At 45.0% G+C, this 20,830-nt stretch carries 19 protein-coding genes; 10 read left to right on the top strand and 9 right to left on the bottom strand.

Annotation, left to right across the window (positions count from 1 at the left end):
- The first annotated feature begins 10 nt into the window (after positions 1-10).
- The 5 genes from U2F10_RS03835 (at position 11) to U2F10_RS03815 (ending at position 7,076) form a co-directional block, all read left to right on the top strand.
- Positions 11-514 carry a DUF937 domain-containing protein gene (locus U2F10_RS03835; protein WP_499870843.1) on the top strand — a complete coding sequence of 168 codons (504 nt, stop codon included), beginning with the start codon at positions 11-13 and terminating at the stop codon, positions 512-514.
- A 669-nt stretch (positions 515-1,183) separates the two neighbouring features.
- A complete protein-coding gene (locus U2F10_RS03830; RefSeq protein ID WP_499870841.1) occupies positions 1,184-3,424 on the top strand; it encodes a peptidase domain-containing ABC transporter in 2,241 nt (746 codons plus the stop codon).
- Positions 3,425-3,472: 48 nt separating this feature from the next.
- Positions 3,473-4,672 carry an HlyD family secretion protein gene (locus tag U2F10_RS03825; RefSeq protein WP_499870839.1) on the top strand — a complete coding sequence of 400 codons (1,200 nt, stop codon included), beginning with the start codon at positions 3,473-3,475 and terminating at the stop codon, positions 4,670-4,672.
- Positions 4,673-4,689: 17 nt separating this feature from the next.
- A complete protein-coding gene (locus U2F10_RS03820; RefSeq protein WP_499870838.1) occupies positions 4,690-5,325 on the top strand; it encodes a DUF6232 family protein in 636 nt (211 codons plus the stop codon).
- Between the two features lie 797 nt (positions 5,326-6,122).
- Entirely contained in the window at positions 6,123-7,076 is a 954-nt protein-coding gene (locus U2F10_RS03815) for an S-layer homology domain-containing protein (RefSeq protein ID WP_499870836.1), read from the top strand.
- 74 nt (positions 7,077-7,150) lie between these two features.
- Here U2F10_RS03815 and U2F10_RS03810 read toward each other — a convergent pair whose 3' ends face one another.
- The gene (locus U2F10_RS03810; RefSeq protein ID WP_499870835.1) at positions 7,151-8,266 is read right to left on the bottom strand and encodes a saccharopine dehydrogenase family protein; all 1,116 of its coding nucleotides are present in this window, start codon (positions 8,264-8,266) and stop codon (positions 7,151-7,153) included.
- A 127-nt stretch (positions 8,267-8,393) separates the two neighbouring features.
- Here U2F10_RS03810 and U2F10_RS03805 point away from each other — a divergent pair, with 127 nt between their 5' ends.
- Positions 8,394-10,058 (top strand): ABC transporter permease, encoded by a 1,665-nt coding sequence (locus U2F10_RS03805; protein WP_499870834.1) that lies wholly within the window; start codon positions 8,394-8,396, stop codon positions 10,056-10,058.
- A gap of 557 nt (positions 10,059-10,615) precedes the next feature.
- Here U2F10_RS03805 and U2F10_RS03800 read toward each other — a convergent pair.
- Positions 10,616-11,644 carry a chlorophyll a/b binding light-harvesting protein gene (locus U2F10_RS03800; protein ID WP_163702333.1) on the bottom strand — a complete coding sequence of 343 codons (1,029 nt, stop codon included), beginning with the start codon at positions 11,642-11,644 and terminating at the stop codon, positions 10,616-10,618.
- Between the two features lie 211 nt (positions 11,645-11,855).
- Here U2F10_RS03800 and U2F10_RS03795 point away from each other — a divergent pair, with 211 nt between their 5' ends.
- Positions 11,856-12,038 (top strand): hypothetical protein, encoded by a 183-nt coding sequence (locus tag U2F10_RS03795; protein WP_163660337.1) that lies wholly within the window; start codon positions 11,856-11,858, stop codon positions 12,036-12,038.
- Between the two features lie 38 nt (positions 12,039-12,076).
- Here the strand turns inward: U2F10_RS03795 and U2F10_RS03790 are convergent, their stop codons facing one another.
- Positions 12,077-12,289 (bottom strand): Asr1405/Asl0597 family protein, encoded by a 213-nt coding sequence (locus U2F10_RS03790; RefSeq protein WP_163660339.1) that lies wholly within the window; start codon positions 12,287-12,289, stop codon positions 12,077-12,079.
- Between the two features lie 532 nt (positions 12,290-12,821).
- Between U2F10_RS03790 and dpsA the strand changes: the two genes are divergently transcribed.
- The 3 genes from dpsA to U2F10_RS03775 all read left to right on the top strand — a co-directional run bounded on the left by dpsA (position 12,822) and on the right by U2F10_RS03775 (position 15,075).
- The gene (gene dpsA / locus U2F10_RS03785; protein ID WP_163660341.1) at positions 12,822-13,361 is read left to right on the top strand and encodes a DNA starvation/stress protection protein DpsA; all 540 of its coding nucleotides are present in this window, start codon (positions 12,822-12,824) and stop codon (positions 13,359-13,361) included.
- A 366-nt stretch (positions 13,362-13,727) separates the two neighbouring features.
- Positions 13,728-14,312 (top strand): (2Fe-2S) ferredoxin domain-containing protein, encoded by a 585-nt coding sequence (locus U2F10_RS03780; protein ID WP_499870832.1) that lies wholly within the window; start codon positions 13,728-13,730, stop codon positions 14,310-14,312.
- Positions 14,302-15,075, top strand: coding sequence for a hypothetical protein (locus U2F10_RS03775; RefSeq protein WP_499870830.1), 774 nt, complete (start codon positions 14,302-14,304; stop codon positions 15,073-15,075). Before U2F10_RS03780 ends, U2F10_RS03775 begins: the two co-directional genes overlap by 11 nt.
- A gap of 67 nt (positions 15,076-15,142) precedes the next feature.
- Here the strand turns inward: U2F10_RS03775 and U2F10_RS03770 are convergent, their stop codons facing one another.
- The 6 genes from U2F10_RS03770 to U2F10_RS03745 form a co-directional block, all read right to left on the bottom strand.
- Entirely contained in the window at positions 15,143-15,589 is a 447-nt protein-coding gene (locus U2F10_RS03770) for an SRPBCC family protein (protein WP_499866286.1), read from the bottom strand.
- 224 nt (positions 15,590-15,813) lie between these two features.
- Positions 15,814-16,872 (bottom strand): Fe(3+) ABC transporter substrate-binding protein, encoded by a 1,059-nt coding sequence (locus U2F10_RS03765; RefSeq protein ID WP_499058913.1) that lies wholly within the window; start codon positions 16,870-16,872, stop codon positions 15,814-15,816.
- 590 nt (positions 16,873-17,462) lie between these two features.
- Positions 17,463-18,227, bottom strand: a complete 765-nt coding sequence (locus tag U2F10_RS03760) for a histidine phosphatase family protein (protein ID WP_163661684.1) — start codon at positions 18,225-18,227, stop codon at positions 17,463-17,465.
- A gap of 229 nt (positions 18,228-18,456) precedes the next feature.
- A complete protein-coding gene (locus U2F10_RS03755; RefSeq protein WP_499870828.1) occupies positions 18,457-19,032 on the bottom strand; it encodes a Crp/Fnr family transcriptional regulator in 576 nt (191 codons plus the stop codon).
- Positions 19,033-19,170: 138 nt separating this feature from the next.
- Positions 19,171-19,911, bottom strand: a complete 741-nt coding sequence (locus U2F10_RS03750; RefSeq protein WP_163660351.1) for an alpha/beta fold hydrolase — start codon at positions 19,909-19,911, stop codon at positions 19,171-19,173.
- A 355-nt stretch (positions 19,912-20,266) separates the two neighbouring features.
- Entirely contained in the window at positions 20,267-20,728 is a 462-nt protein-coding gene (locus U2F10_RS03745; protein WP_163660353.1) for a Fur family transcriptional regulator, read from the bottom strand.
- Positions 20,729-20,830 lie beyond the last annotated feature (102 nt).

Raw genomic sequence — 20,830 nt, 5'->3', positions numbered from 1 at the left:
GAATAAAACCATGTTTTTCGAAGTATTAAGTGCAATCAACGATCCTAACCAGCAGGCCAACATCAGTCAGTTAGAACAAATAATCACATCAGTGCAAAAGTTGGCCAGTAGTCAGGGCGTTAATCCCCATCAAATGCAGTCCATGATGACTGTTTTAGGTGGAGCTCTACAGCCTGTCTTACAACAAAAACAGTCTCAGTTCGGCGCTGGACAACTAGCCTCCATGCTGGGTCGCACAGATGATGCCTCAGTGTTGACATCGATCATTTCTCCACAGCTACAGGAACAACTCGCCCACACAGTCGCCCAAAAAACTGGAATGCAAGCCTCTACGGCCCAGGCTATGTTCCCACAACTACTACCCATTGTGATGCAGTTGTTTAACATGGGTGCACCAACACCAGGCAGCGTCGGTGGAATCAACTCTCTGCTAAGTGTGTTTTTAGACAGCAATCGTGGGAAAAATACGGATTTAGGCCATGTTATGAAATTTGCAGAGCGATTTTTAGCCTGACTAAGCATATAAGGCTGCTTAAGTATGTGAATCTCCAATAAATTAGATGTGAAATAGCAAAACGTTCTCGATCATCCTATCCATGCCCAAGTATTGAGACAGGTAGTATGCCCCCAAAAAACATACTACATTTAATCCGTATAAAAGCAGAGACTTTATCGAAAATCTTGGATTTTTGGAAACATACATGATTTTTTATCGTCCTACTTGACAGGTGCAAATCTAGAACATTATTTGCAGTAGCGTTCTGCATAGTCCACTGAGCATTAGGGCACATTTATACAAGCCCCCATCCTTCCGTAGAAACACATTGACCACTTTTGCTGTCATATGCATTTGAATGGGTCATAGGTTTACCTGTCTGATTTTTTCAAGGATCGCTATTCATTACTAATGATGTTTGTATTAAGGGAGTTATTTGAGAAAAGTCTTTATTGGCGGTATTCAAAGCTACTAAAAAATAGAATTTCAGCCAGAATATCCGCCATCTAACTGAATTTAGCGGCTCTGATCCTGGTGGTTTCGTTTCAGGTAGTAAGAGTTATCTATCGAAGATTACCTCAAGGTTCATCATCACAAATAGGTTCTATCTGTATTTTTCTCCTGTGGTATTGAATCTGATATCCGGAAGTTTTGTGATTGGCCCCAAGGCACATACACCGTAATCCTATGAAGTACTCATTTGTTAATCAACCTAGAGAAGAAGATTGCGGAATTGCCTGTATTGCAATGATCGCCAAGCACTATGGTCAAAAACTTCCTCTGTCACATGTCCGTGAACTTGTAGGAACTGGCCAGCTGGGTTCATCTTTACTAGGTCTGCAACAAGGAGCTGAAGCCTTAGGCTTTCAAGCTCGTTCTGGTCAGGCAACCGATGATATTTTTAATCGCATACATCGCCTGCCTTTACCCGCGATTATTCACTGGGGTAGGGAGCGCTGGGTTGTTTTCTACGGAAAAGAACAAAATAAATACGTTATAGCGGATCCAAGTATTGGCATTCGCCACCTCAGTGCGGACGAAATCAAGCGCAATTGGGGGGATGGTGCCATGCTTTTGCTGGTACCCGATGAACCATTTTATCGCTTATCAACCGATCAACCCAGCAGAGTTATTGGTGTTCTACAAAAGCTTTGGCCTTATCGTGTTTCATTAATTCAAATACTAGTATACGGTCTTTTCATTGGCTTTTTATCCCTAATTTTTCCATTTCTGATTCAGTTCATCACAGATGATGTGCTAATTGCAGGTGATATTCATCTGTTGCCTAGGGTGGCTTTAGCGGCTCTGGGCTTCTTTATCATTAAAAGCTTATTAAATCTAGTCCAAGTTACGTTAGTCGCCAATATCTTTCAAAGATTAGAACTAGGAATTACCCTAGAGTTTGGGCGTAAATTACTAAAGCTACCGCTCAATTACTATGAAACTCGACGTAGCGGTGAGTTTGCTAGTCGTCTCAAAGATATTTCCCGTATTAATGAGCTCATTGTTGATGGAGCCGTTCAGCTACCTGGGTTACTTTTTACAGCATCCGTATCCCTTGGCTGCATGCTGTTTTTCTACAGCTATCGTCTGACAGCCTTCTCACTGCTAACAGCGGCCCTCATGTTAGGAGCAACCTTGACATTACTACCTATATTTCAGATCCGTATTCGACGTCTGCTATCTCTGAAAGCTAAGAACCAGGCCATGCTGGTGGAAATCTTCAGAGGGGCTATGACATTAAAGACAACAACGGCCCAGCCCCAAATTTGGAAAGAAATACAGGGAAGATTTGGTAATTTAGCTAGTAAAAAAGCTGACGCTGTACAACTCAGTTTTTTTACTGGCCAGTTAGCAACTTTGACATCAGGTGTTGGGCAAATTGGTATCTTTTGGCTGGGCACCTCCATGGTGATTAAAGAGGAATTGACCTTAGGGCAGCTCCTAGCCTTTAGCATCATGAGCTATAGCTTTCTGGAATTTATTAGTTTTCTGGTTAAATTTTCAGACAGATTTATGGAAGTTAAGACATCAGTTCAACGATTTGATGACGTTATTGATGTCGAGGATGAAAATCCAGATGATTGGCTAAAGCCCTTAGCTGAAATTCCCTCAGATGGAGATATCACCTTTAAGAAAGTCACCTTCCACTATCCGGGGCGGTTCAATTTACTAGAAACGTTTTCCCTCTCAATTCCTGGTGGTAAATTCTCTGCCCTTGTTGGAGCCTCTGGTTCTGGAAAAAGTACGATTGCTAAGATTTTAGCGGGCCTCCATCCCTATCAGTCAGGCGAAGTACTGGTCGGTCCACACAATCTACGGGATTTATCTTCTGAATGTGTGCGTCAACAGATTGTTTTAGTATCCCAGACGACTCACTTTTGGAGTCGTTCAATTCTAGAAAATTTTCAGCTCTGTGCACCTAAGACCACCTATAACGAGATTGTCGCAGCTTGCCGCATTACGGGCGCAGATTCTTTTATTGACCAGTTACCAGAAGGCTATCTTACCGTTTTGGGAGAGTCCGGATCTAATCTATCGGGAGGTCAGCTACAGCGTTTGGCCATTGCTCGAGCCTTAGCGCTGAAACCAGCTGTCCTAATTTTAGATGAATCTACCTCTGCATTAGATCCCTTCAGTGAGGCTGACCTACTCCAACGACTGTTAGTGCATCGAAAGGGGCATACAACGGTTCTAATTAGCCATCGCGCCAGTGTTACCCGCATCGCTGATTGGGTTACCGTCATTAACAACGGGGAAGCAGATATTGCTGGCTCGCCTGAATACTTACTCAGTCAAGAAGGTGGTCACTTACAATTTCTAGACGGGTCATCACCTTACTCTTCAGGGGGAATTAAGCGTCTCGTGGCAAGTAACACTAAAACAATCTCTGATATTTCCTCTCTCCCAGGACGTCGAGAGAACTAATCAAATTACACAAAAAACTTATAATAATTGGCAATGTGAGTGTGGCCCATGAAATATGATGATGCTATTTCAAATTCTATGTTTGAGTTGCCTAGTCAAATAAAAAAAACAACAGCGATTGAGTCCGTTACTGACATTGAGCTTGTAATTGAGCAAGCAAAATCACCTTTAGGCACCCTACCAGCAAAACAAGAATATCAAGCGCGGCAAACATCTGTAGAAGAGGCCCAGTCTCTGGCATCACCTGTAGTCGATGATTTTTTGCCGTCCCCTAACCGCCTACTAATTTTTGGCGGCTTAGGCTTGGCAAGTTTACTGGGTATAGGGGCATTTGCATCTACTTTAATCACTTACAACACAACGGTTAAAGCTGAAGCTGTAGTTGAGCCCATTGGTGATATCCGGTCTGTCAAAGCAGGTATGGGAGGAGTTGTTGACAAGATTCTCGTTAAGGATTACGACTCCCTCAAACCAGATCAAGAGATTGCTACTCTAAAAAATACAACACTGCTTGCTAAAGCCACTCGCATCAAAACTCAGCTTGTTGGGATTGAAGAGCGCTTAGCCCAAGTTGAAGGTCAGCTAAGTTCCCTGGAACAGAGACGTATAGCAGAGTCTAGCTGGTTAAAACAATTGGTGCCAGGGGGAATAGGAACTAACAATAACCTGCCACAATTTGAATATTCTAAGAACATGCTCTTGGAATATCAAAAAAATCTTACAAGCCAATTAAAGCAGGAACAAAAAGAGTTAGAACAAACTCAACAATTAATCGACAGCCTAACAATTCGTGCTCCCCAAGCAGGTACTGTCTATGATTTAGATCTTGAAAGGTTAGGGCAGACCGTTGCTTCCGATGAACCTATCGCTAAAGTTATTTCCAATGAAACAGGTTTAGTGATTAAGGCGTTGTTACCTAATAACGATATTCAAAACATTGAAATCGGCCATCCTACAAAGCTACATTTACCCAAATGTGCTGCGTTTAGATTTGGTTCCTTACCAGGCCAAATTAGCTTAATCGAATCAGCACAAACAGATGTGGCAACTGATCTAGTCAAATCAGATAATCTTTCAGATACCTCTCACATAGTCACTGTAGAAGCCACAGAACAGGCCCTACAGGCTGTCGGATCAGAGGCCTGTGAGTTGTTGCCTGGGATGGAGGGGGAACTAACAATCATCACTGGACAAGAGAAGCTATTTAACTTCTTTTTGAGGAAGCTGCGTTTCAGCAGCAATATTTAAGTTATTGAGAAACTACCGTGGTACAGCCTGACAAGCGACAACTAGAAGAAATGCCTTTGTCACAGGGTAAATTAGCGCTTAGAGATGCGACCCTAGTAGCGAATGAACTAGTACTGGATACAGCCACCCTATCCCCAAGGCTTCATGTAGATAAGCGAGCGTCTCAGCCTAGCTCCCACACGGTAGAAATTTTCTGGGATGAAGCTTTGGTCACTGCCACCGAGTTACTCTATGGTGAGGCTGTTTATCCTATCAAGAACATTGACTCACTGCAAATCGTAAAACTGCATCGCAGGCGATCCGTCATCCAAAAAAAGCTCAGTAACTTTGCTGCTGGGATTATAGCCACAATTGGTGTGGTGCTAGTTATTGGCTCTCTACCCTGGCTAGTGCACGTTTTTGGCATGCTCCTATTCATCAGTAGTCTGGGGTATGCCGTGTATTTTAATTGGTGGATTGAACAACGTAGACGCGGTGAATTCGGACTTGTCATGACCATGCAGACTGAGTCAAAAGTTGTCATTACAAGCCATAGTCTCAAGGCAATTCAGACCTTATATCAAATTCTTTTTCGCCGTCTAGATCAGGTCAATCTTAACGATGAGTCCCTGATGGTTAATATGTACACAGGCGAAACCCTCCATAAGGCATAAAGCCCCAGGTTGGGGCTGTAGAGGGGTGGATGAGTGATGGAATAATGGGGTGATGATTTAAGCGCAAGCGTCTAACGGTTGAAGAAGGGGCAACACACTGACATCTATTTACTTAGGATACTTCAGGACAATGTCCTCCTGAGTTCTATCTAGGCTGCTATATTGATTGTTGTTAATATACGCTAGCAACGTTTGGCAAGGGCAAAATTACAATCTTCAAACTATGTGCCACAGTCTTTACAGAAGCTTTAAATACGTGATCAAAATTAGATTAAACTAGCTTTTTGGCTGTCTCTAAATCAGTAACATTTACAAACCAACCAATTTTCAAATTGACCCTATATTGTTTTGAACAATGTTGTATTTGAGTTGTCAATATATTTCAAAGTTGCTGATGGGGATGTAAAACAACCGTAACGAGCTACTCAGTTTTGCAAGTATCTAGAATATCTACGCGATAGTACTTAAGTTTTTCGTAGATTTCCCAGTTGAAAACCACTTAAAAAATTGGTCCATAGTATCTTGTCCTAGCTAGGCACGGTGGGGTTGAATCACATCTAAGGTCTTCTACCACAGAATCTACTACAGACCTTCCATATTGTTATTACATCAGTGTGACTCATAAGCCCTAATATTGTTTGTTGTCGATTCGGTGTGGATTGCCGGTCACTAAAGGTAACCCACGGTTAGAGTATCAATAGATACGGGCTGATATCAGTACAAATAAAATCGGGGATGGCTGAACATTCGATGTGTGAAATTGTTTTTAATTTATCTGAATCTAAAGGAAATTAAACATGGATACTTCTAAACGTTTAGGACTTGTACGCAACATCACAGGCCTAGGCATTTCCTGTCTAACAGTACTCTCTCTCTGCGTTTTCTCCAGCACGGTGCAAGCAAACACCCGTGATGCACAGGTAGTAACGTCAGACAATGATTCAGAATTGCTTGCTCAAACTCAAAGGACACAGGTGATTCGTCGCAGTGTTGTTCGGCAAACTAGTTTTACAGATCTTCGTCAAAATTATTGGGCATCAAGCTTTATTTACCCCTTAAGTGAACGTAGCATTATCGAAGGGTTTCCCAATGGCATGTTTATGCCTACCAATGGATTGACCCATGCTCAGTTCTCGGCGTTAGTTAACAAAGCCTTTGATGTGAGGCAAGTGCGCCAAGTCTCGTCTATTTCTGGCATTTCTCGCAGCTACTGGGCCTATAATGCTATTCAAAAGGCCTATTCCATGGGCTTTATCGATCTAGATGATGTTGTTGCTAATCCAGAACGACGACTGACACGATTAGATGTTTTGGTTTCTTTAGCCCGTGGTTTAGGCTACACCGAAATTATTTCGGGGAAGAGCGTGACGGAGATTCTCAGTATCTATGAAGACGCTGATACTATTCCCACGGAATATCGCCTCATCATTGCAGCACTGACTGAGCGTGGCATTATCGTTAATTACCCCAATCGTAGTCGTCTCAACCTTTCCCAAGTAGTGAGTCGTTCCGAAGCCTGTGGTTTTATCCATCAGGCCATGGCCAGCTTGGGAATTATTGAATATGTTCGTAATGAGTATGTGGCCGACGACTTCCTCGATATTTTCATCTCGATTAACAACGATATTGAGATAGATAACTCGGTTGATATTGATAACGATAGCAGCAACGACGGCGGTGATGATGATGACGACGACGATGACGACGACGACGATGATGACGATGACGACGATGACGACGATGATGATTAATGAACTGAGTAGTGATACCAGTCAGCACGTTTGAGTGCAAGATTATCTAATGAATGGTTTTGGCACGACAGTTTTCATCTAGACAGATTTTCATCTAGACAGAGGGTACTGTGAACCGTTACCCCCCGTTCTGCCAATGTTTCTTTGAAGAGAGACGTTGGCAGCGCTCGTTCCACTGGCCATACACCTGGGAGAGAGAGTTGCCCTGATAAAATTAACTGAGCTACGCTGCCGGTGCCATACCCAGCAGCTTCTGCTGTATCTGGATGGGTCGTTGTAGCCAGGTAGGTGGCGGCTTGTCCATGAGATTGCCCACGGAGAGCCAAACGCATGGCAATGCCTGTACCACTGAAGCGATCGGTGACTTGTGTCATGGCATAACTCACCTGCGAGAGAAATTCTGTTATGACAGGTTGTTTTAGCCAGGTAGATGGCATCAGAGTCATTAAACTGGTCAGGTGATTATAGATGTCAGGCAGGGAGCCAAATTTAGTGATTACGGTATTTAATTGAGGAAAGGATTGGGCCAGGGTAAGGGCTTCAACCGTATTAAACCAATACACGCCGGCCCCTTGGTTATAGGGAGCAGGGAAGGGTAAAACTTCTCGCTCACTGTAGGGTTGAATCAAGCGTTGCTGACCGTTAACTTTGGCTGCAAAGGGAGTTTGCAACTCGATAAATGTGGTGCGCATAACGGTTACACCTGCTCCACCCGACCCAGCCACCAAATAGCTGAGATGAGCATGCTGAGCTTTTTCTAATTGCTCAATACCCTGAAGCACCATACTATTAGAGATGCCGGGAAACACCCCAGTGCTGACAATGCAGGTCACACCGGCCACTTTGGCAACCTCCCTAAATGCTAATGCCTTGCTAACGTAATCAGGGCTATCGGCAACATCAATGTAGGGGACTTTTTGCTCAATACATTGGGACAAAATATGGAAATCTCGTGGGCGAAATGGTCCAGCACAGTGGATGACTAAACCGTGAGATGAAATCGCATCCCTCACCCGCACTTTGTCTTCCAGGTGCAGAGATTGATATCGCTGGCGCGGCTCCAGACTAAACGCAGCCTGAGCACGTCTGCCCGTTAGGGTCATTTCCACATCGGTATGACGCAACAAATCAGCAGCCACGCTCCGACCAATGCGGCCACTGCCGCCGATAATCAAAACTCGCTGTGCCATAAACCAGTTATCCCAACGCTATGCCAAGCTTATCCTCCGTTCACACCTTCACTATTGACAACCTGTAGTTGCTGCAAAGACCGGCTGTAGCTGACAATAAACCAACTACACGTTGACCTCATTCTTTATGACTTTGCCCGTCACCCCCAAAGCATCTCGTGATTATCTGCCTGCGATTAATGGCTGGATCATTGCAGTGTGGCTAATTGCCATGTTAGTGGCATCTCCTATTCTAGTGGTCCTGGGCAGTGTGTTTTCCCATAGTGAGGGGGTCTTTAGTCACCTGGCTTCAACGGTACTGACCCAGTACATTACCCATTCTCTGGTCTTGATGGTGGGGGTGGGGGCTGGGGTGCTGTTTTTAGGCATTTCGACGGCTTGGCTGGTAACCATGTGTCGTTTCCCAGGCGGTCGTTTATTTGAATGGGGTCTGCTATTGCCGCTGGCTGCACCGGCCTATCTGCTGGCCTACACCTATACGGACTGGCTGGATTATTATGGCCCGGTGCAAATTTGGTTGCGATCGCAATTTGGCTGGCAGTCTGTCACCGATTATTGGTTTCCCGACGTGCGTTCGGTGGGTGGGGCCATTGTCATGTTTAGCTTCACCCTCTATCCCTATGTGTATATGCTGGCACGGGTAGCCTTTCTAGAACAGTCAGTATGCACCTTAGAAGCCAGTCGTTCCATGGGGTGTAGCCCCTGGCGCAGTTTTTTTAAAGTGGCCTTACCCTTAGCGCGCCCAGCGATTATGGCAGGACTATCGCTGGCATTAATGGAAACCCTGAGCGATTTTGGCACTGTTGACTATTTTGGTGTCGCCACCTTTACCACTGGCATTTATCGCACCTGGTTTGGCATGGGTGCCCAAGTGGCCGCTGCCCAACTGTCTGCCATGTTGATGGTCTTCATTTTTGTGCTGATTATTCTAGAACGCTGGTCGCGACGACAGGCAAAATATTATCAGGCAAAAAACAGTGTTCAGCGACCTCAACCCTACAATCTAAAAGGCATTCGCGCCTGGGGAGCAACCTTAGCCTGCGGACTGCTAATTACCCTAGGGTTACTGTTACCCGGTGGGTTACTGGCCCACATGACCCTCACCCATCTGGATGAGACCCTGGATAATCGCTTCTTTGAGCTGGCTCGTCATAGCCTAATTTTGTCAGGACTCACCGCTGGGATAGGTGTCATCGTCGCTCTAGTTTTAGCCTATGGCGAACGTTTGAGTAAACAACGCACTGTCAGTCTTGGGGTGCGTCTGGCCTCCATGGGATATGCTGTCCCCGGTGCAGTCATTGCTGTGGGCATTTTGATTCCCATTGTCAAACTCGATAAGGGACTGGCAGCCTGGGTAGAAGCCAGTACAGGACATTCAATGGGATTAATTCTGAGTGGCACAATTGTGGCCCTAATCTTTGCCTATTTAGTCAGATTTCTTGCTGTGGCCTTAGGGACCGTTGAATCAGGTCTGGCCAAAATTCGCCCCACCATAGATGACGCTGCCCGTAGCCTGGGCTGTGCTCCTAGTCAAACCCTGGTCAAAATCCACACCCCCCTCATGGCCAGCAGTTTACTAACAGCCATTATGTTGGTGTTTGTAGACGTCATGAAAGAGCTACCAGCCACCCTGGTTATGCGCCCCTTTAACTTTGACACCCTGGCAGTCAGAGTCTATCAATATGCCTCTGATGAGCGTCTAGTGGAAGCATCGGCTCCAGCATTAATGATTTTGCTGGTGGGGTTGTTACCCGTTATCTTGTTGAGCTGGCGTATTGCCCGCGAGAGATAGATTGAGGGTGTAACGACCATTCTTACTAGCTGACTAACGTGGCTGGCCACGATGCAATCCCAGCTATCCAGCAAACTGGCTGGGGATAGCTCACCTGAGCCAGTTTGCTTTTTGTAAAAGCAATTGGGGGAATGTCACGCTTAAGTTTGTGATTTTATTGAGATCCGTTATCATAAGTGAGAAGAATGGTGGTCAAGTAAATGCGTTACATTGACGCAAAAATGCTCCCTTAAGGCATCTTAATTTATGAACTGGCATGGTTGGCTGTTTATTGTTTGCTTTATAGCAGTCTCTGCCTGGGGGCTCAGACTATCCTGGCTTTGGTGTTATAAATCTAGATACGAGCAGTGGCGTAGGCATTCCCGCTCGTCCATGGGAGTCAAAAAGTTTAGACGCTCTAAACGGCACATATACTACGTTTCCCGTAAATAAAAATAAAAATCAATAGGGGCAATTAAGATCCATTTCAACAAAAAAGCCTGTACTGCTAAGTACAGGCCAAGTTGAGAGAGGAGAATTTCTTAATGAGCCCTTAAACTGTCGGAAATTTAAGAGCGTTAGGCCTGGGCAATACTATCTAGAGCCTTGTTGACTCGTTTAAAGTCAAAGCCAATTGCCCGTAGTGCATGCCATAGATGGCCCTGTAGAAAGAAGAACCCTAAGAAAAAGTGGGTATTAGCCAGCCAACACCGAGCCGTATGGGCATCCAAGGGTAGTTGAATAGTGTCTGCAAAATACGGAGACACCCCAAGCTTTGTGTCTAATACGGGGCCATAAAATTCAACGGGATAGGCCAGAGTATTAACGGCGCAGAAATAGGCAGCAACGAATGCGGCTAGGGCAATCCCCCCTAAAGAGTAGGAAAGGATAGCTTCCCCTGAGAAAGAGAGTACTCTCTTGGCCCAACCGAGGGGAGGTACAAGAATATGCCAGATTCCACCCAGAATTAACAGGGTGCCAACGAAGGCATGTCCTCCCACCAAGTCTTCCAAGTTATCAATGCTAGCAAAATGAGTTTGGTAGCCATAGATGGTGGCAATATCTAATGTGGGATTGGTAACCAAACGAACCTCACCCAAAGCTGGATCATAAAGACCATGCCATTTTGTCGCCCATAGGACCAATAGAATGGCGCCCATACCTAAAAACAGCAGATGATGCCCTAAGATGAAGCCCAGCTTCTTAGGATCTTCCCAACTAAAATGGAATTTCTTGGCTCTACCGGAAGCTTTGCTTAAGTCTTCTTCACCTTTAACTAAATGGAACAGGGCACCGGCAGCCAGTACAGCAGAAGAAACCAGGTGCACAGCGCCAACAACAAAAGCAGGGTACGTATCAACCATAATGCCATCGCTGACACCTAGCCCCAGGCTGGCAAGATGGGGCAACAAAATTAACCCCTGTTCCCCCATGGGCAAAGAGGAATTATAGGTCGATAGCTCAAACAGGGTAAAGGCACCGGCCCAAAATGTAATGAGGGCTGCTTGAGCCACATGAGCTGATATAAACAGTCCAGACTTATCAGCAAAGCGAGAGTTACCCGCCCACCAGTCGTAAGTCGGACTTGATTCACCATACGCTTGCATAATAGTGATGATGTCTCCGAATAACTACGATAGTTATGTTGTTGCCTAGGGAGATAGATGTCACGGTGCAACAACAAATCCTGATTGAAAACAATCTGCTAACTAAATTATTTTCAATGGCTGAGACTAGCTTGTCCCATAAAGCTTCTTTTAGCAACTAATGAGATCTATTCTTAATAATAGTGATCTAAGAAACATTTAATTAGATGACATGCAAGGATTAGAGCTTATAAAAGTCAAGCTTTTAGATCGATTTTCCTGTTTTATAAAAAGAAAAATTCCCAATAAAAAAGGATGGCAAATGCCATCCAGATTGAGAGGATATTTAGCTGTTGCTGATTTAGGGGATTATCGAGCTAGTAAATTTGCCCTAAGTCAATCTTTTTTAGATTAAATCCTCCTGGGGATCAGCAACACCGATAGTTAATTGGACTATTGCACCAGAGTTAGACAGCTTTCTAACCAAGTTGCAAGACTTTGTCGTGACTGAGCCAAACGATTGGTCACACACCACACCTGGATTGCTTCGTTCGCTGACACAACATGAACTCTGAGGGGTTGGTAACTCTTACAATCACAGGTAATGCCCAACTCCTTTAATCGAAAATAGGCTTCCCACCGCTCACAACAATCAATTTCAACCATAGAACTACTCAATAGATTTGATAGGGACTGGAGTTACCAGGACATGACCAACCATTGAACCCATGTCATTGAATTTTAAAAAGTGGTCCTGGCAACCATTGGCAACAGCAATATATAAAACGCTTATAAGCCTCATTTCTAAAAGATTTCAAGTCAGACGCCGACAAACTCTTCTAGGTCAGGTGCAAATCTCTTCTAAGTACTTAATAAATAAATAAAATAGAAATTCAGTCATTAATCGTTATTACTTTCTAATCAGCCGTAACAAAATAACTAGAAGCTAATTGCATCAGCAGAAAAGCTAATGAAACGTGGGTGGTGACAAAAGTGGGTAAATCCCTAGTCTGCCTTTGGTTATAGGGAGCTACTATTGCGAATACGTCTCACGTGACAACAGTAAAGCCCATACATACCAGTGCTTTTAGTTGGTTTTGGTGAGCTAACATAGGGAATACGAACAATTCAACTATGCTGCAATAATCAGCTCAGTCGAGCTTTGACATCACGCTTAAATCCTTTCAAGGAGTCATACATGGTTAGCTTATCCGCACTAGTTACCCCCTTTGGTGAAGTTACAGAGAACGCGATCGCACTAGAACAATCCATCACAGCGCCTGTATGTGAAGGTCTGAATATCCTCTTAGCCAGTTTTCAGGCAATGTATATTCAGTACCAAAAACATCACTTTGTCGTAGAAGGAGCCGAGTTTTACCAGCTACATAACTATTTTGAAGAAAGTTATGACCAGGTAAAAGGCCATGTTCACGACATTGGTGAACGCTTAGATGGACTGGGTGGAGTACCGGCTGCCAGCTTTAGCAAACTAGCTGAGCTGTGCTGCTTTACCCCAGAACCTGATGGCATCTATCGCTGTCGCCAAATGATCGAAAACGATTTGGCAGGAGAGCAAGCAATAATTACAGTTCTACGTCGCCAGGCTGCCCAAGCTGAGAGCGTAGGGGATCGCGCCACCCGTTATTTGTATGAAACGATCCTGCTAAAGACAGAAGAACGCGCTTATCACCTCAATCATTTTTTGGCCAATGATACTTTAGTTGTCATTAACAACTAGCCAACCCTAGAAACAACCCAAACAAATACCAGCCTCCCTTAAGGGAGGTTTTTTAATGGTTTCCATTTGAAAAATATTCCCAGTTCCAATTGAACAGCAAATGAAAATAAGTGTCAAGAAGCTGGGACATTTTTCTACACATAGCCAGAATATCAATAGCTATCAATGTTTTTTAAGCAGCCATATGCCTTTATTCACTAGGGTTTTCACCACTGCCTGGCAGATCGATCGGGTATGTCAATATTCATATAGCCTTTACTAATAGGAGTTTGTCCTAGATTTAATTTGGCTAATTTTGAAGGAACTAGTCTCAATAAGCATGGGGATCTGAGTTAGACTAGCCCTAGTAAGCTACGCAGACTGAACATGGCGAAAGAAAAGCAAACATTCTGTCTGGAAGGCCGTTTTGAAGGGTTTATGGCGGGGAGTAAATCTCCTTTTAAGTATTTAAGCCTGCATGGGGCTGATGATCAGCATGTGGTTAAGCTGTCTAAATCCGTACGGCTGATGCTGTTTCGTTATCTGCAGGTCGGTGACTGGATTCGGGTGATCGGTGAGCAGTCCATCGATCAAGAAACTGGTGAGCCGAAACTCAAAGCAAAAGAAGTCCTACGGGTTAAGCCTTTGGAAGTTGTGGCCACCCCCTCCAGCTCGGTAACTTCAAAGACACCCCCTAAGGCTAAGCAGAAGAAGCCCAAAATCTTAATTTGCCAGAAGTCTACTTGTCGGAAACGGGGGGCGGCTCAGGTCTGCCGTGAAGTAGAGTCCACCCTCGCAAATTATGGTTTAACCGACTCAGTTGACGTTAAGCTGACGGGCTGTATGGATAAGTGCAAAGCGGGTCCGAATATGGTGGTAATGCCCCAAAAGCAGCGCTATACGAAAGTCAAACCTGGTCAGATACCTGGGGTGATTGCTGAGCATTTTCAGCAGCAGAGTAATGTTGGTTAAACCCTCTTTGCCATTGCGTTTGCCTGGGGGATTGGGAGCATTAGTGCTGTTATCGGTGTTTCTCCACGGGGGGCTGCTGCTGTTGCCCATGCCCCAATGGTGGTCAATGCCCGTAGAGTCTGACCCAGAGGAGGTGATTGAGGAAAGTGGTGCGATCTCTATTACGACTCTACCGATAATCCCCCAGTCCGATCCTCCACTTCAACCTGAAGCGCCCACCGTACAAGAGCCTGAACCTGTTGAGCCCCCTCCCCTGATCCAGGTACCCGATAATGGGTCGGCAATGGAGGATCTGTCGATTATTGAAGACGCTTTAGAAGATTTGGAGGAGCCTGAAGCGGTAGAACAACCGATTGAGCTTTCTGATGAGGATGAACTAGACCCTGAAAATAGTGAGCCAGAGGCTGGGATTGCATTTCAATTTGGCAATGATTTTCCCCACCTGGCAGGTTCACAGGCAGGCTGTTATGGCTTAGAAAACTGTCGCACAGCTGAAGGTCAAAACTATATAGACGCTGTGCAAGACATCACAAACAGATTAGAAGCTCAGGGCTATGAGTTAACCCCCTATGAGGGAAACGATGATTCTGATGTGCGTAACCACAGAATTTTTGAGATGCGTTTACCCGATAAGGCTGAGATTAAGTACCTGAATGTGTTTGGGGAAGGATTAAGGACAGCAATCTATATTATTACGCCGCGCATCATTACCCAGCAAGAGTTACAGACATTAGGGGATAGCCCACAGGGTGGCAGTCCATAGAGTGGTAGTCCACAAGTGGCAGTCCACAAGTGGCAAGTCCATAGATGGAGGCTAATCCTGTCTAGGACTAGGATAGCTTTTGCTCACAAAATGACTTTAAATCATCTAGATCTTTTTCCACCGCTTTTTTGATAAATAGCGGCATCACTATGGGCAGAAGCAGTTTAGGAAACAATTTTTTGCTGATGGCCTCCATTTGAATGATTAATGTGCTGAACTGACCAGAGGGAATGATGATGAAGATAGAATCCCACAATGTGCCATTGGTCTCGTTAATAATTCGGACCTGCTCATTTTGGACGGATTCAGTCACCTCAAATTCCATCATTGTCTCTTTATCATTAAGTACCCGCGACTGACGGAACCGGGTGCCCACGCCTAATTTGTTCTCTGACAAAAACTCAACTTTGGTTTCCCCAGAGATTGCTTGGGCAAATTGGCTAGGATCAGCAACCGCATTAAACACTACGGATACCGGAGCCAGAATTTTACGAGTGACGGTAATTGAGGTCATTTCAATAGAGATGATGGCACTTCAAGCAGCATCTCAAGTGTAATCAAGCCTCTCACATCGGCATTTAAACCCTTAGATTCTGTTTGCCATGCAGTGTTCTTAATTGCTGACATGACCCACTAAGCTCCTCGATATGCCCTGTGATATATCGAGGAGCTTGGCGAGAAGGGGAACTTTGGCCCGAACCCAGTGGTCCGGACCAATCTGATGAAAGCCTATAACCTTTATACCCAACCTACACGGTCCATAATGCGCACAGCTTCAGACTGATTCTCGCCGAGCTGATTCACATTGAGGGTATCGGCATTAAAGGTGCCAAATTCGCCCACAACAGGATCCACAGGAATTCCTTCAACAACGGGGTACTCATTGTTGCCCTGGGCAAAGAATGCCTGGGCATTATCGCTGGCAAGATATTCCAAGAATTTAACAGCATTCTCACGGTTGGGCGCAGACTTAACCACACCAGCACCGCTAATGTTGACATGGGTCCCCCGCTCATTTTCACCCTGGTTGGGGAAGAACACACCGATCTTCTTGAAAATCTCTTGCTTAGCGGGATCGCTGTCCTTGGCGTAGCGGGGCAGATAGTACGTGTTTGCGATCGCAATTGCCCCGATGCCAGCGGCTGCCGCTTCAATTTGGGCCCGATCATTACCCTCAGGTTGACGTGCAAAATTAGCCACCAGTCCGGTCGCCCAATCTTCAGCATCTGCTGCACCATGGACAGAAACCATAGACGCCGTCAAAGACTGACTGTAGATGTTGCTGGAAGAGCGGGTCAAAATCTTGCCACGCCAGCGAGAATCTGCCAGTGCTTCATAGGTAGATAGATCAGAGGGATCGACTAAATCTTTGTTGTACATCAGTACCCGTGCCCGCTTGCTGACACCAAACCAATGGCCATCAGGGTGACGTAGACTCTCAGGAATACGCTCTTCTAGAATGGTGGAAGATACGGGTGCAAAGACACCCTCTTGATCAGCTCGCCAGAGCCGGCCTGCATCCACGGTCATAAACACATCAGCTGGGCTGCGATCACCTTCTGCCTTAAGACGCTCTAACAGCTCATCAGCCTTACCTTCTAACAAATTAACCCGAATCCCTGTGCGCTCAGTAAACTCCTTGTAGAGCGTGTCATCGGTGTTGTAATGGCGAGAAGAATACAGGTTTACTTCACCCGTTTGCGCAACCCCCCGCTTAGGGGCAAACACCTGAGTTGCTGCAAACGCTGCTGTTGAACCAGCACCGCTAATCAAAAGAGAACGCCGTGAAAATTTCATAGATTCCGATCCTTCTGGTGACTACAGGCGAACAACGCCATCAATACGCATCGTTTATTAGGATTAATTATCATTCTGCATGGTGATTACTTTTAACAGATGAAAACCCAAAAACAAACTGGTTGCAAAAATCATCAATTTCTGCTCACTGAGACTAAGGTGAGCAACGATACAAATCCCGCTTGTATCAGTAGCCATCCTTGTCGTGCTTAAATATCGGGCTGGCGATATATCTAAGCGCTCCATTACTGAGCATGAACGTAGTTATTGACTCCCACTTTCAGTAATTTCACAGATGCCAAAGGATTATCCCACAGAAGCTTATTGACATCAATAGCTAATAAACTGAACACGCATTTAAGCGGATTTATCGCTTACAGAAGCGATAAATCCTTTGTTTATGGTAATTTCACCAGCTTTAGACACACGTTAAGCCAGGTAGTAATCATAATAAGTTTAACTAATCTATTTTCTATAGAATATATAGTTGATAACCAATATCAATGTTCTAGGCAGAAAATCCGATGGAGAAAACGACTCCATCGGACCACATGTGTGCGTTAAGGAAAGTTAATGGGTTAAAAGGGAGATTATAGATCGGCCCATTCTTCAGGCAGCATATTGGCAACCAGTTCAAAACTTCCAGCACCATCGGGGGTGAGCACATAGGCTAACCCTTGGGGGGCCGGATAGATACCCGTTGCAGCTTCAAAAATATCGTCATGACCAACAATGACCGTGTTTTGCCCAGCCTCAGGTACCGCTGTCAGCAGTGGCATCACGTTATCCTGCATTTCTTCCACCTGAGCATCGGTGTATTCCTCAAAAGGCAGGAAGTTTAGCTTGGAATTCTTCTCATGGCGACCAAAGGCTAAATCCGCTGTCTGCCATGCCCGGCAGTAGTCACTGGAGATGACATCACCCACTGGAATTGCTTTTTCTTCAAAGGCCGCGCCAATATCCTTTGACTGCTGTATACCCACATCGTTGAGTTTACGCTGGGTTTCACAGTCGTTGAGGTCCATGTTGGGATCAGCCTGATCCGCATAGTCACGCTCTGTTTGAGCATGTCGGAAATAGATCACATGACCGCCTTCTTGCAGTGCAGCCAATAAATCCGCGCCAGTTAGTTGGTCCTGAAAATCAGCATTGGCCTGCTCTCCAGCACTGTAGTCAGCACCGCCTTCTCCACCTTCTCCACCTTCTCCGCCTTCCCCGCCTTCAGCAATCTCAGCGACGGGTGCATCGGTCGCTGTATCAGCAGCGTCACCAGTCGTCGTTCCACCACCACATCCCACAAGAGCCACTGTAAGACCAAGGGTTAAAAATAACTCAACAGCTTTTGGTTGTCTCATCATCACTCTCCATCTGTTTAAAACAGTCATTACAGATTAATTACACTATTGAGAGTGGATGTCAAATAAAAAAGTTGACATCCATTAAAATATCGATTAGCTGCCGATTCTGTTGTCAACACACCTAAAAAATTACTCCAGCATTACAGGAGAAAAAACCTGTGCTGACCGACAATCAACACAGGCACTAACGCGTTACGGACCTTATGGGACCTCTTTATGATGATGTTTAGGCAATCATCAATTCTCTGTGGTGAGCCTTAAGGGCTTTATTGCTGACAAATCGTTCTCTACCAGACCAGCGCATAAGCCCAGTGGCCTCCAGTTGTTTAATAAATCGGGTGATGGTAACTCTTGAAGTACCAATGGTTTCAGCAATTTCTTGATGGGTTAATCTGATAGTGATCAACCGGCCATGGCTCGTGGGTTGACCAAAATTCTCTGCTAACCAACAGGTAAACTGCAGCAATCGATCTTGTACCTGGCGGCAGTGCATAATTTGTAATAAGCGATTAACCTGGGCCGTATGCTTGAGCAGCATATCAATTGTGAGGGGATAATCTAGGGGTAGTCGAATCAGTTCAACGGCACTCAAACACTGTAATTCATAGGGTTCCACTTGACTGATGGGAACGCCAATAACACTGCCTGGGCTCCATAAACCCAGAACAACAATTTCACCCTCTTCACTCCATGTGACCGTACGCACTAACCCAGAGCGCACTTGCCAAAGTGTACACGTGTCAACAGAGATGCGATCGCGACGCTTAAAACGATAATTGGGTTGTAACAGCGTTGAAGACATAGTGAATAGAGTGTTTACAACATGGGATATAGCTAGAAAGTTAGTAATCTCCGTTGCTGATTTAAAGGATGAATCGATCTAGCAAGATTGTCCTACATCAGTATTTTTCAGATTAGACCCTCCCAAGAACCAGCAACACTAGTGATTTAATACAGCAGCACGGCTTAACTGTTCTACCTGTTGCCAATGGTGCAGGATGGTGGATTCGACTAAACGCGGCTGATCAAAGTGAAAGAAATGATGGCCTTCAGGACAGGTCCATATGCGATCGCTGGGCTTCAGCAACGACTGCCAACGTTCCGAACCATTCACAACGGCATCATTACCCCCTTGACATACCAACAATGGAGGCTGAATCTGGGTTGACTCAATATCTTGACACTTCACCAAAGAATGGATAGCGAGCCCTGAATCTAAATCTTGTTGCAGCATTTCGACCAATACGCGGGTGATATCACAACTGCGTTGACCAAACAACATTCGCGCCATCTGGGCCAACACAATTTCACGACTACAGGGTAACAACTGTCGCAAAGCATAGTAGTGTGCGTGCCAATTAACCCCTGGACTAGCTGCCACAGACAACAGCGTCAATGATCTAACATGTTCTGGATATCGCTGGGCATAAAGCCAGCCCACAACGCCACTCAAACCATGTCCTATTAAATCTATCGGCTGCTTGGTATGTACAAAATTCTTATGCAAATAGTCATGCAACAAACTGATGGCCACCTCTAAACAACAGGGCTCATCAGCCGTTTGAATATATTCCCAGCGAGCGATGGAAACTCGCTTTGACAGACGACACAATAATCTCTGGTCAAATCTCTTGAGATTAGGACTAACCGTCAACCACAACGCAGAGGGAAAGTAAGACATAGACAATAATGATTAACGCAACAATCTGATTAACGGGTTTTGATATTTGGTAAAACAACCTGGATGACGACAACGTCACTTCTCAACGTTATTTCTGAAATAAGCAACTAGTGGCAAACGTTTGCCCCCACTAGAAACAAACCAATCATGGCCACATTGAAACCTCCCAAGCCCACCAGCTTATTGATTATAGATTTCAATAAGCTTCGAAGTTAGTATAAATCACTTTTGGATAAATAGGAATAGATCTCGATAACTGAATAATAAAAAAGCTGAAGCGCTTGGAGAAAAAGGCTTCAGCTTACTGAATTAAGTGTGATGACAGAATTATTAAGAATTCTTCCAATTAGTTAGGCTACCCACAGGAGACCTTGCCCCGTGATTTACAGCTAGGGCAGACACCGTAGAGCATTAGCTGACAATCTAAAACATGGTAGCCAGAGCTATCTGCCTGTCCTTGACCAATCCGATCAATATTATTTTCCTGAAATTCCAGGGTTTGACCACATTGAACACACACCAAATGGTGATGGTGATCCCGCAGAGGGCGGTTGAGTTCGTAATGCTTATGTCCTTCAGCCAATTCTAATTCCCTCAATAAACCCATATACACCAATAGATGCAACGTCCTATATACCGTTGACAGACTAATGCGTTCGCCATCTTCTCTAAGAACATCGTGAAGATCCTCAGCACTCAGATGATTGCCTTGACTTAGGGTCTGAAAAATACTGAGAATCTTCTGACGCTGAGGCGTAGAGCGGTAGCCTCGGGCATTAAGCTCGGCTTTCCATACATCATCAGAATAGAAAGACATGGGATTCTCCTTTGGAAAGGCTTCGCCTGAGCCACGCTATTTGGGCTATGCACTCCGCCATGGACTAGTTCGCATTAACAAGATTGATACTCATTCTTATTT

Source organism: Leptothoe sp. EHU-05/26/07-4, assembly GCF_043421015.1.
Taxonomy (GTDB): Bacteria; Cyanobacteriota; Cyanobacteriia; order Phormidesmidales; family Phormidesmidaceae; genus Leptothoe; species Leptothoe turfae.
The sequence above is the reverse complement of the archived record's forward strand: the minus strand, read 5'-3'. Positions and strand labels throughout refer to the sequence as shown.